The 12,529-nt window shown below is 74.6% G+C and carries 9 protein-coding genes; 8 read left to right on the top strand and 1 reads right to left on the bottom strand.

The window, feature by feature from the left end; genetic code table 11:
• The first annotated feature begins 239 nt into the window (after window positions 1-239).
• The 8 genes from ACZ5OX_RS37235 to ACZ5OX_RS37200 all read left to right on the top strand — a co-directional run bounded on the left by ACZ5OX_RS37235 (window position 240) and on the right by ACZ5OX_RS37200 (window position 11,407).
• Window positions 240-1,649, top strand: a complete 1,410-nt coding sequence (locus tag ACZ5OX_RS37235) for a sensor histidine kinase (protein ID WP_465636384.1) — start codon at window positions 240-242, stop codon at window positions 1,647-1,649.
• A complete protein-coding gene (locus tag ACZ5OX_RS37230; protein ID WP_449792046.1) occupies window positions 1,601-2,266 on the top strand; it encodes a response regulator transcription factor in 666 nt (221 codons plus the stop codon). Before ACZ5OX_RS37235 ends, ACZ5OX_RS37230 begins: the two co-directional genes overlap by 49 nt.
• Before the next feature lie 221 nt (window positions 2,267-2,487).
• Entirely contained in the window at window positions 2,488-4,059 is a 1,572-nt protein-coding gene (locus ACZ5OX_RS37225; RefSeq protein ID WP_465636382.1) for a DUF2637 domain-containing protein, read from the top strand.
• 120 nt (window positions 4,060-4,179) lie between these two features.
• Window positions 4,180-5,469, top strand: coding sequence for a DUF6986 family protein (locus tag ACZ5OX_RS37220; RefSeq protein ID WP_465636380.1), 1,290 nt, complete (start codon window positions 4,180-4,182; stop codon window positions 5,467-5,469).
• A gap of 119 nt (window positions 5,470-5,588) precedes the next feature.
• Window positions 5,589-6,245, top strand: coding sequence for a YigZ family protein (locus tag ACZ5OX_RS37215; RefSeq protein WP_392884192.1), 657 nt, complete (start codon window positions 5,589-5,591; stop codon window positions 6,243-6,245).
• A gap of 269 nt (window positions 6,246-6,514) precedes the next feature.
• Window positions 6,515-8,500, top strand: a complete 1,986-nt coding sequence (locus ACZ5OX_RS37210; RefSeq protein WP_465636378.1) for a hypothetical protein — start codon at window positions 6,515-6,517, stop codon at window positions 8,498-8,500.
• Between the two features lie 114 nt (window positions 8,501-8,614).
• Complete coding sequence (locus ACZ5OX_RS37205; protein ID WP_465636376.1) at window positions 8,615-10,372, top strand: restriction endonuclease; 1,758 nt, start codon at window positions 8,615-8,617, stop codon at window positions 10,370-10,372.
• A 273-nt stretch (window positions 10,373-10,645) separates the two neighbouring features.
• On the top strand, window positions 10,646-11,407 hold the full coding sequence (locus tag ACZ5OX_RS37200; protein ID WP_465636374.1) for a ZIP family metal transporter: 762 nt from the start codon (window positions 10,646-10,648) through the stop codon (window positions 11,405-11,407).
• A 157-nt stretch (window positions 11,408-11,564) separates the two neighbouring features.
• On the opposite strand, the gene ACZ5OX_RS37195 is transcribed toward ACZ5OX_RS37200, so the two are convergent.
• Window positions 11,565-12,470, bottom strand: a complete 906-nt coding sequence (locus ACZ5OX_RS37195; protein WP_465636372.1) for a LysR family transcriptional regulator — start codon at window positions 12,468-12,470, stop codon at window positions 11,565-11,567.
• Window positions 12,471-12,529: the final 59 nt, after the last annotated feature.

The raw sequence follows: 12,529 nt of genomic DNA, 5'->3' as shown, positions 1-12,529 counted from the left end.
TGCAGGGGGGACCCTGTGGGAGAGTAGGACGCCGCCGAACAATTCTTCTGAAAAGCCCCTGATCCATTCGGATCAGGGGCTTTTCGCATTTCCGGACCATCTCACTCGCTGGTGTCACTCCGTCCATCGGCAGGTGGTCCTAGGACCACCCCGGAATTGGGGTGCCATGGCCAGTGTGGGTGATGGACGGTTCGTGAAGACTGACGGAGGACGATCGGTACCGGCATCAGGAGCTTCCCGTGACAACAGTGAGTCGTACAGGCGGCACGTCCGTAGGTGCGCAGGCCCGGGCAGCCTTCGAGACCGGCGGCGAGGCTCTGACCCGGCTGGTCGTGCTGCTGCTGACCGCGGTGCCGGGGGTGGTGCTGCCGGTGGCGGCAGCCGTTCTGTCCGGGGTGACCGCGTCCCAGCTCTTCCAGAACTACTCCCCGGAGATCCTCGCGGCGCTGCTGGTGGCGGCGATCGCCGGCTCGGTGGTGGCGGCCTTCCTGGTCCGCAGCGTCGCCGACCGCGCCCGCGGCCAGCTGGCGCGCTGGTTCGGCATACGGCTGCCGGCCACCTACGCTCCGCGCCCGGAGCTGGAGTTGGACGGGCGCGGGCACTGGTGGACGGGGTACACCTATCACCGCTCGCGGACGGTGGCGAAGTACGCGCAGCTGGTCCACTGGGGCCTGCGGGACCGGACCACCCGCGCCGAGCTGCTCTGGATACTGGTGAACCCGCTCCTCGTGGCGGCCGTGGTCGGTCCGGTGGCCGTTCTGCTCGGGCTGGGCGTCGTCTACATCCTGTCGGGGCCGGTGACGGTGAACGATTTCGGCCCGCTGAGCGGCCGGATGGCGTCCATCCTGGTGAGCACCGTGCTCGGGGCGGCCATGATCGTGGTCGGGATACTCGTGGCACCGTTCGCGGTGCGGATCTACGCGGAGGCGGCCCGACGGGTGCTGGACCAGGACGGCCGGGCCTCGCACGCCCAGTTGACCAGGCGGGTGGCCGAGTTGACGGAGACGCGGGCGGACGCGGTGGGCAACCAGGCGGCCGAGCTGCGGCGGATCGAGCGGGACCTGCACGACGGCGCCCAGGCGCGGTTGGTCGCGATCGGGATGACGCTGGGCACCATCGAGCACCTGATGGACACCGACCAGGAGGCCGCGCGGGAGCTCCTCGCCGAGGCCCGCCAGTCGTCCGCCCGGGCCCTCCAGGAGCTACGGGACCTGGTGCGGGGTATTCACCCGCCGGTGCTCGCCGAGCGCGGGCTGGGCGACGCCGTCCAGCTGTTGGCGCTGGACAGCGCGCTGCCGACCGAGGTGTGCGTGAGCCTGCCGGACCGGCTGCCGGCCGCGGTGGAGGCCGCCGTGTACTTCAGCGTCTGCGAGCTGCTGGCCAACGCGGCCAAGCACTCCGGGGCGGAGCAGGTGTGGGTGGACATCCTCTACCGGGCCGGCTTCCTGCGGGTCACGGTGACGGACGACGGCGTGGGGGTGGCGGACCCTTCGCGCGGGACGGGGCTGCGCGGGATCGAGAAGCGATTGGGTACCTTCGACGGTGTCCTCTCCATCGACAGCACGTCGGGCGGACCCACCACCATCACCTTGGAGTTGCCGTGCGAGTTGTCCTCGCCGAGGACCTCTACCTCCTTCGCGAAGGCCTGATCCGGCTGCTGGAAGCGCACGGCTTCACCATCGCCGCGGCGGTGGAGACCGGTCCCGAGCTGTTGGAGGCCCTGCTGACCCACCGCCCGGACGTGGCCGTGGTCGACGTCCGGTTGCCCCCGACGCTCACCGACGAGGGCCTGCAGGCGGCGCTCAAGGCCCGGCGGGAGATCGAGGGCCTGCCGGTGCTGGTGCTGTCGCAGCACGTCCAGCAGCTCTACGCGCGGGAGTTGTTGGCCGACGGCACCGGAGGGATCGGCTACCTGCTGAAGGACCGGGTGTTCAACGCCGGGCAGTTCATCGACGCGGTCCGCCGGGTGGCCTCCGGCGGCACCGCCATGGACCCGGACGTGATCGCCAAGCTGATGCAGACCACCTCGCGCCGGCCCGGTCCGCTGCAGCGGCTCTCCCCGCGCGAGCGCGAGGTGCTGGAGCTGATGGCCGAGGGCTGTTCGAACTCGGCGATCGCCGCCCGTCTGTCGGTGAGCGACGGCGCGGTGGCCAAGCACATCGCCAACATCTTCAGCAAGCTCGAACTCGCCCCCGACGAGGACGCCAACCGCCGGGTGATGGCCGTGCTCGCCTACCTCAACGGCACGGCGGGGCGGCCCCGGTGACGATCCGACCCGCCTCCACCGCAGCTCCGCGCGGTGCCGGAGACCGGCGTCGGTCCGCCCCCCTGTGACACCCCAGGCTGCGGGAACGCTTAAACACGTGTACGAGTAAACTCCGGTGGGCCGAGCCCGGAGATTGCTCAGCCGTCCGGGGGCCCAGCAACGGGACTCGGCAGCCGAGGCAGCGTACGGCAGCAGCCGACATCCAGGGGTTGATAGACGTAATGGCACGCCCAACGCTCACCAAGGCCCATCGGGGCCTGCTCGGCCTGGTCGCGGCCGGTGCCGTCATCATCTCGGGCATCGGCTTCGCGGGGTCGTACAACGCGGTGCGCGAACTGGCGGTGGAGAAGGGCTTCGGCGCCTTCTCCTACGCCTTCCCGATCGGCGTGGACGCCGGCATCGTCGTGCTCCTCGCGCTCGACCTGGTGCTGACCTGGCTGCGAATACCCTTCCCGATGCTGCGGCAGACCGCGTGGCTGCTGACCGTCGCCACCATCGCCTTCAACGCGGCCGCCTCCTGGGGAGACCCGCTCGGCATGGGGATGCACGCCGTCATCCCGGTGCTCTTCGTCGTCGTGGTCGAGGCCTCGCGGCACGCGGTCGGCCGGATCGCGGCGATCACGGCGGACCGCCACATGGAGTCGGTCCGGGTGATGCGCTGGATCCTCTCCCCGGTGCCGACCTTCCGGCTCTGGCGGCGGATGAAGCTCTGGGAGCTCCGCTCCTACGACGAGGTCATCCGACTCGAACAGAACCGCCTGGTCTACCGGGCGCAGCTGCGCTTCCGGTACGGCCGTGGTTGGCGCCGCTCGGCGCCGATCCAGGCGCTGCTGCCGCTCAAGCTCGCCAAGTTCGGCGTGCCGCTGGACCCGGCCCTGCTCGACCGGCTGGACGACGAGGGGCGGGAACGCGAGGCCATCGAGCTGTCGGCGGAGGCGGAGTCGCAGGCGCAGGCGCAGGAAACGGTCCCTCAGGAGCACCGCGCCACCGCGGCCATCGCCCCGGCCGCCGAGGTCCAGGCCCAGCAGCCCCGGCACCAGCAGCAGGTACCGCAGGCCGTCCAGCAGGCTGCCTCGCAGGTCCAGCAGGTCCAGCAGGTCCGGCAGGTCCAGCCCGAACAGCCGCAGCAGTCCGCGACCGTCGCGCCGATGTCCGCCGAGGTCGCCGCACCGATGCTCGCGAAGCTGGCCGCCGTCCGGCTGCGGGTCGCCCAGGAGCCGGAGGAGGCGGTGGACGCCGTCCCGCAGCCGCGTGGCGAGGAGCTGAACGTCTGGACCGCCCGCCCGGTCCGCACCACCGGCCACCCGGCCGACGCCGCCCCGGGCGGGCGGGTGCCCGGCCAGGCCTCGCCCTGGTTCAAGCCGCCGCGCCCGGTCGCCGAGGAGCCCGACTCCGCCTCCGTTCGCGCGCCTGAGCCCGTGCCCGGTCCGCAGGCGCAGCACCCGGTCGGCCCGCAGCAGCGGCCCGAGCAGCCCGCCGAGCCCGAGCAGCCGGTCCCGGCCGACGAGCGTGCCCACGCCGAGCAGCCGGTCCACGCCGAGCAGCCGGTCCACGCCGAGCAGCGCGAGGTCCCTCCGGTGCCCGCGCGCCTCGACCCGGACCTCGCCTACGAGGCGCTCGTCTCGTACATGGACAGCTACGGCCACCAGCCCGACCCCCAGCGCCTCGCCGACTGGCTGACCAGGGAGTTCGGCGTCACCGGGAAGGGCCCGGACGGTTCGGTGCACCCCAAGGAGGTCGCCGACCTGTACCCGGAGCTGAACGAGCGCTACGCCGCCGCCGGGAGGGACTGACCGCAGCCGCCACCGGGGCCCCGGACGGCCGCGGGTGCCGGTCATTGACGCCCGGTCCCGCCGGAGCTACCTTCGCTTCAACAAAGTGTTGAAGCGAAGGTTCGGCATGGAGGAGCGCGGATGACAGAGGTCGGAGCCGACGCAACCGGGCCGGCGGGCGGGGCCTCCTTCTCCACCGCGGCCCGCGCCGCCGTGGAGGCGCTGCTCGCCCCGGTCGACGCCGACCTGGCGCGCCGTTACCCGGGCGAACCCGGAACCAGGCAGCCGGTGCACACCGTCTACGTCCCTGCCGACGCCTTCGGCGCCGACACGGTGCGGGAGTGGGGCCGCCGGGCCCGGGAAGCCCTGGACCGCCACGCCGCCACCCCCGCCGAGCTCGCCCGCGCCCTCGGCGTCACGGACGATGAACTGCTCGCCGACGTGTACGCCCGGGTCCGCGCCAAGCTGGAGCGCGAGCCGGTCGAGGACCTGCGGATCGACTTCGAGGACGGCTACGGCCCCCGCCCCGACGCGGAGGAGGACGCGGCCGCCGTCCGCGCCGCCGAGCTGGTCGCCGCGACGGTGGCCGAGGGCAGCGCCCCGCCGTACCTCGGAATCCGGATCAAGTGCATGGAGGCCGCCGTCCGGGCCCGCGGCATCCGCACCCTGGAGCTGTTCCTGGCCACCCTGTCGGCCGCCGGCGGGCTGCCGGACGGCCTGGTGCTCACCCTGCCCAAGGTGACCTACGCCGAGCAGGTCACCGCGCTGGTCCGGCTGCTGGAGGACTTCGAGGGCAGGGCCGGGCTGCCCGCCGGCCGGATCGGCTTCGAGATCCAGATCGAGACCACCCAGGCGATCCTCGGCCCGGACGGCCGGGCCACCGTCGCCCGGATGATCGAGGCCGCCGAGGGGCGGGCCACCGGCCTGCACTACGGGACCTTCGACTACAGCGCCGCCTGCGGCGTCAGCGCGGCCCACCAGAGCATGGACCATCCCGTGGCCGACCACGCCAAGGCGGTCATGCAGGTGGCGGCCGCCGGCACCGGGGTCCGGCTCTCCGACGGCTCGACCAACGTCCTCCCGACCGGCTCCACCGAGCAGGTGCACGCCGCCTGGAGGCTCCACCACGACCTGGTCCGCCGCTCGCTGGCCCGCGCCTACTACCAGGGCTGGGACATGCACCCGGCGCACCTGCCCACCCGCTACGTCGCGGTCTACTCCTTCTACCGCGAGGGCCTGGCGGCCGCGGCGGCCCGGCTGGTCGCGTACGTCGCGAAGACGGGCGGCGCCGTGATGGACGAGCCCGCCACCGCCAGGGCGCTGAGCGGCTACCTGGTGCGCGGCCTGGACTGCGGGGCCGTCGACCTCGCCGAGGTCACCGCGCTGACCGGCCTGGACCGCGAGCGGCTGGACGCGCTGGCCGGCCGCTGAAGCGCCGGCAGTCGGCCGCCGGTCCCTCCCGTCGGGCGCCAACTAGGCTGGCGGTGCCGCCCCGGTGCGCCGGAGCGTGCGCCGTCAGCCTTCGCCGTCCTCGGGAGGACCCCCACACCATGTCCGCCACGCCGGAGCCCACCGCCAGGCCGTACCTCACCATCCGGCGGGCCGGCAGCCACGAGACCGAGATCAAGAAGTCCCGGTTCATCTGCCACCTCGCCCGGGTCGCCGACGAGGAGGAGGCGCAGGCCTTCATCGCCGGCATCCGCAAGCAGTACTGGGACGCCCGGCACAACTGCACCGCCTTCGTGGTCGGCGACGACCAGCGCCGCGAGCGCTCCAGCGACGACGGCGAACCCGGCGGCACGGCCGGGGTGCCGATGCTGGAGGTGCTGCGTCGGCGCGGGCTGACCGACACCGTCGCCGTGGTCACCCGGTACTTCGGCGGGATCAAGCTCGGCGCGGGCGGCCTGGTGCGGGCGTACGGGAACGCGGTGTCGGAGGCGGTGGACGAGATCGGCCTGCTGGAGCGCCGGCCGGTCGCGCTGCTCGCGGTGACGGTGGACCACGTCCGGGCCGGGCGGGTGGAGAACGACCTGCGGGCGGCCGGGTACGCGGTGAGTGACCTGGCGTACGAGGCCACCGGGGTGCGGATCGAGGTGGGCGTGCCGGAGCCGGACGTGGCGGACTTCCACACCTGGCTGGCCGAGGCGACCGGCGGCACCGCGGCGGCGGTCCCGGCCGGCCGCACCTACGTCGAGGTGCCGGTCTGACCGGCGGGGCGGACGGCACCTCGTGGGGCCGGCGGGTCGCAGGAGCCGTCCGGCGGCCAGGGACGGCCCCTGACCGGCCGTCTCCTGTAGCCCCGGCTCCGCGCCACGCGGAAGACCGCTTGAGCAGATTCACCCGAACGTAGTGTCGTAGCCCGGAGTTGGAACTTCCGCTCCGGGCCGTGGCGTTTCCTGGGCAAGGTTCCGGCAGAACCGGACGAAACCATCGATGGAGGACACAGGACCCCACCCCGCACCACGGAGGTATGCGCATGACCTCAGACCGTTCGACCTCGAATCCCCCGTCCGCGACGACTCCGACCGCCGACCGCCCGACCTCGAACCATCTGACCTCGAACCACCCGGCGTCGTCCCACCCGACCTCGAACCATTCGATCGCCAACCGCACCGCCCCGAACCGCGTCCGCTCGCACACCGCCGCCGACCTGCCCGGCCCCCGTGGTCCGGCGACGCCCTACCGGATGACGGTCACCACGGCCCTCACGCACGCCGAGGCCGTCGCCCTGGCCGACGAACAACTGGCGGACTGGCTGAAACAGGAGGGCTTCGAGGAGCCCCCACCGGTCCACCGCGCCGCCGTCGGGCGGAGTGCCGAACCGGCTTCCGGCGCCGAGCGCCTCCGCCTGGGTGAGCGCGTCCTGCTCGACCGCGACCAGGGGCCGCTGCGCGGCGGCCCGGGCACCGGCCGCTACGACCGCCGCCGCCTGCGCACCCCGGCCCCGCACGGCACCCAGCAGCTCACCCTCACCGTGGCCACCGCTCCCGATGGCCCCACCTGGGTCCGGCTGGAGGCCGAGACCCACAACACCGGCAGCGGCGTGCGCACCCCGTGCCGGGTGCCGGTGCCCGAACTCGCCCGCGCACTCCTCCCGCTGCTCGACGCCACCGACGGCCCGGCCGCCGTCCACTCAGCACCCCGGCTGATCACGGCGGACGAGGTGGACGCCCTGATCGACGAGCTGTGCGATCCCGAACGCAGGCTGCCGACGGTGGTGGCCAGCGTCCCGGTGAACCTCCCGCTCGACCACTGGGTGCAGGACGTGGTGGCCCCGCTCTGCCAGCAACTGCCCGGCCTCGCCACCGCCTACGTGCTGGACCCCGGCGCCCGCACCGGATTCAACGTCGCGCTGGAGTACCACACCGTCTACGGCGGCGCGGTGCGCACCTACCTGCCCGAGGTCGACCCGGCCTCCCGGCAGGACAGCGCCCGACATCCGGTACTCGCCCGGAGCCGAATAGAGGAGGATCCGCGCCGCGCCGCCGGCCTGCTCTCCCGCGAGCCGCGCCGCCTGGCCGCCGAGCGGCCACTGCCCCCGCCACTGGCGGCCGTCCCGGTGCTGCGCGTCCCGCCGCCGCAGCTCCGCCGGCCGGCGGAGCAGGCCGTCGACCCGGCAGTCGAGCCGGCGACCGAGCGCGCCGTCGGGCAGGCCACCGTACGGATCGCGGACGGGGCCGTCCCGCCCCGGGGCGCCGAACCGGCCGTGCTCGTCCGCGAGGAGCAGCGGGACCGCGTCGGGCAGCAGGCCAGGGCCGACGAGTCGGAGCCGGTCCGGCACACCCCGCGCCTGGAGCGCCGCGACCACCGCGAGCACGGCCAGGGCCGGGAGGGCCGCGACGGGCGGGACATCCGGGAGGGCCGTCTCCGCTCCGGAGCCCGCGCCCTGACCGGCCGCCACTGCGTCGTACCGGGCGGCGGGCCGGCCGCCGGGGCGACGCACCCCACGGCCCAGCCCCCCGACCCCGGTGGCGTGCCCGAGACCTTCACCGAACTCATGGCCAGACTGGGCGAGTTCCCGCTGGTGACCTTCACCGGTGACCAGAAGAACGCGCTCGCCCTGGACGGGCTCCAGTGCGCGGGCGCGGGCTGGGCCCGGCTCGCCTGGGACGGGCTGACCGCCCTCCAGGAGTACGCCGAGGCGGCCGTGCGTGGTGCGGCCGGCGGGGACTTCAAGCAGTGGTGCGAGCGGACCCCTGAGGGCTGTCGCCGCTTCCCGCCCCGCAAGGCGGTCCGCGGGGAGTCCCGGACGGTGTTCAGCCACACCAAGTGGAAGCGCGAGCGGATGCTGCCGGTGCCGGAATGCGTCGACTCCTCCCGGCGCGCCTTCATGGGTGCGCACCTGCGGATCGGCGGTGGCCGCACCGCGCCCCGGCTGCACTACCTGGACGACTGCTCCGGCAGCGGCCGGATCTACGTCGGCTACATCGGTCTGCATCTGACCAACACCCGGACCAACTGAGCGGCTTGGCTGACCGCTGCGCCCGTTCGGGGGACAATGTCCGGCAGGAGCGGGTCCACAGGCTCGCCGACCGCCCCGGGCAGGAGCCGGACGAGCATGGGGGAACGACGACCGATGCAGTACTCAGCAGACGGCCAGTCCGACGGAACCGCCACCGTCCAGTTCCCCCGGCCGGGCTTCCTCGCCTCGGTCTTCCGTGACTTCGGCGCCGCGGATGGTCCGGCAACGGACAGCGCCGTCACCGGCCGCCCCGACGGCGGCGCGGCCGGTGACGGCCCGTCCGGTGAGAGCCCGTCCGAGCCGGCCCCCGCCGGCCCCGGGTCCGCCGGCCAGGGAACCGACCGGGGCCCCGGCCACCCTGGCTCCGGTTCCGCCTCCAGCTCCGGTTCCGCCTCCGGTGAGGCCGACCCGGACGAGGCCGTGGCGGCCCAAGCCCGGGCCGCCGCCCTGGCCCACCACCGCACGCGCGCCGTCCAGGCCGACCACGACCGGCTGGCCGACCTGCTGCGGCGGGCCGCGCTGCCCGTCTCGGCCATGGACTTCGAGAGCCAGCTGCGCCACTACCAGCCCCGCCCCTACCCGGCCGACGGCTCCGGCGCCGACGACGGGGCCGAGCCCCGCTGGGAGGACTTCGCGCCCGCCGAGCCGCCCGCGGCCGACCCGGAGAGCGGCCCGTCCCGACGGCTGCTCGACTCGGGCTACCAGCGGGAGCTGGCCCAGGCGCGGCTCACCCACCAGCGCGCCCTGCGGGAGTGGCGCACCCGCCGGGCCGAGGCCGGCAGCCCGGCCGCCGACGAGTCCCGGCGCGTCCACGAGGCGGCCGAGCAGGCCCGGGCCCGCGCCGTCCGCGAGTACAACGAGAGCCTGGAGGAGTGTCGGCGGGCCTACCGGCTGGCCGAGCCGGCCGCCGTGGAGTCGCTGCTGGAACGGGCGCTGGCCGCGGCCGAGACCGCCACCCAGGACCTGCCCACCCCCTGCCGGGCGGTCTTCCGCCCGCTCACCCGCACCGCCGTGCTGGACCTCGACCTGCCGGCGCTCGATCTGGTGCCCTCGCTCACCGGCTACCGGCTCGCCCCGGACGGCGACATCCTCCCGGTGCCGCGCCCGACCGCGGACCGGGCCACCGACTACCTGCGGCTGGTCGCCCGGCTGGCCCTGCGCGCCCTGCAGGCGGCCGACGCCGTCGACACCGACGAGATACTCGCCGGCGTCGTCCTCAACGGCTGGCTGCGCGATCCCGCCACGGCGGAGCCGATCTGCCTGGTCAGCGTGGACGCCGACCGGGACGCGCTGGCCCGCACCCGGCTGCTGCCGCCGGGCACCCCGTACGAGGAGCGCGACGACGAGGGCGTCTACGCCGACGCCGAGCAGGACGAGGCCCTGGTGCGGCTGCGTCAGCTCGGCGCCGCCGTCACCCCGGACCCGTACGATCGGGCCGGCGTCCGGCCGGCCGCCCAGGCCGGGGCCGCCGTGCCGGCCGCCGCCGACCTGTCCGCCAACGAGTTCGCCCAGCTGGTGCGGGACCTGCTGACCCGCGGCGGGATGGCCCAGTGGAGCGTCCGGCTGCGCGGTCCGGCGGGGCTGGTCGCCACCGGCGAGGGCGCGCCCGGTACCGCGCTGCCCGGCCGCTGGGTGGTCTGGGCCTCCCGTGACACCGCGTCGGTCGGTGCCGAGCAGATCGAGACCCTGGCCGAGGCGGTCGGCGAGGAGTCCGCCGAGCGCGGCCTGCGGCTGACCACCGGACGGTTCACCGAGGAGGTGCTGGACCTCACCGCCGAGGAGGGCCACCGGCACATCCACCTGATCGACGGCGAAGGCGTCCGCCAACTCGCCCACACCCACCTCGGTCTGCCGCTCGCCACCGGCGGCTGACCGGCCCCCCGCGCCTGTGGGCGGACTCACTCCGGCGGCCGACCCGGCGGCCGGTCCGGCAGGCGTCCCGGCAGGCCCGGGCCGAGGCTGGGGGGACGGCTCCCGACCGTGCCCCGGCACCCCGGGTGATCACCGCCGAACGGGCGTCCGGTACGGTCGGCGATCGGCCCGGCCACGGGCGGATCCCAGGGGGACAGGAATGGGCAGAGCGCTCGGCGGACCAACCGACGAAGGCTCCGGCCGCCAGGCCGGACCGGCGGCGGAGCCGACCCGATGACCGCGGTACTGGTCGCCGCCGCGGCGTTCCTGATGACCCTGCTCGGCGGTTTCGTCGCCCAGCGGACCCGCGACCGCCGTCACCTGGTGCTCGGCTTCGCCGCCGGACTGATGCTCGGCGTGGTCGCCTTCGACCTGCTGCCCGAGGCGCTCCACCAGGCTCCGCACGAGGTGCACGGCGTGCCGCAGGCGCTGCTGATGTTCGCGGCCGGCTTCCTCACCATCCACGTGGTCGAGCGCGCGGTCGCCATCCACCGCGGCCACGAGGGCGAGTACGCCGCGCACTCCCACGGCCACCACGGGCACGCCCACTCCACCGGGCACCAGGGCATCGGGCTGACCGCCGCGCTGGCCCTGGTCGGACACAGCGTGATGGACGGCTTCGCGATCGGTGCCGCCTTCCAGGCCGGCACCACGGTCGGCACGGTGGTGGCCATCGCGGTGGTCGCGCACGACTTCGCCGACGGCTTCAACACGTACACGATCACCCGGCTGTACGGGAACAACCGGCGGCGGGCACTGACCCTGCTCGCCGCGGACGCGCTGGCCCCGGTGTCCGGCGCGGCGATCACCCTGGCGTTCACCATCCCGGGGCACCTGCTCGGCCTCTACCTGGGGTTCTTCTCCGGCTTCCTGCTCTACCTGGCGACCTCCGACATCCTCCCCGAGGCGCACAGCCCGCACCCCTCGCGCAGCACCCTGCTCTGCACCGTGGCCGGGGTCGGCTTCATGTGGCTGGTGATCGGCCTCGCCGGCTGAGCCCGCGCGACGACCGTTCGAGGCCCGCAGGACGCCCGTACATCGCCCGTACAACGCCCGCCCGACGCCCGTACGGGGCCCGTCAGAAGCCCGGTACGCGTCCGGACACGAAGCTCGGGCCCGGACCGTCCGCCGCGGCACCCGGACACGGCGGCCCTCAGACCGGAAGCCGTCTCCAGCACTCCCGCATCGACGCCAGCGCCTCGGTGATGGCCGGCCGTCGGGAGGCCTGGGAGCGCCAGAGGGCGAACACCCGGCGGCTCGGCTCCGGCGTCACCCGGCGGGCCACCACCCCCGGCGGCAGCGGGCCCCGCCCGAGCCGCGGCACCAGGCCCATCCCCAGCCCGGCCGCGACCAGCGCGATCTGCGTCTCGAACTCCCCGACCTGGTAGCGCACGTCCGGCTCCTCACCGGCCTCGCGCAGGGTCCGGACCAGCCAGTCGTGGCAGATGTTGCCCGGCGGCACACTGATCCAGCGCTGCCCGCACAGCCGTTCCACCGGCACCGGATCGAGCGCGGCCAGCCCGTCGCCGACGGGCAGCAGCAGGTCCACCGGGTCCGTGCCGAGGTCCATCCGGGACACCCCCTCCTGCACCGGCAGCGGCACGCTCGGCCAGTCCTGCACCAGCGCCAGGTCCACCTCGCCCCGGGCCACCAGCTCGGCCGCCGGGTACGGGTCGCGCTCCAGCAGCCGGACGTCCAGCTCCGGACAGCGCCGCCGCAGATCGGCCAGCGCCCCGGGCATCAGGCCGCGGGCACCGGACGGGAACGCGGCCACCAGCAGCCGCCCGACGGCCTGGCCTCGCTGCTCCTCCAGCCGCACCTCGGCCTGCTCCACCAGCCCCAGCACGGCCTGCGCGGTGGCGGCCAGCTCGCGCGCCGCGTCGGTCAGCACCACGCCCCGGCCCTGCCGCTCCAGCAGCACCGTCCGGGTCTCCCGTTCCAGCTTGGCGATCTGCTGCGAGACCGCCGAGGGCGTGAAGCCGAGCGCGGCGGCCGCCCCGCCGACCGAGCCGTGCACCGCCACCGCGTGCAGCGCCCGCAGGCGCCCCAGATCCATCATGCAGTGATCCTAAAGTGTCCCCTTCAGTATTCATCGCTGGTGCTACACGGTCCGGCGCC

This window comes from Kitasatospora sp. NPDC032121 (assembly GCF_055580145.1).
This window is presented reverse-complemented; position numbering and strand designations above follow the sequence as displayed.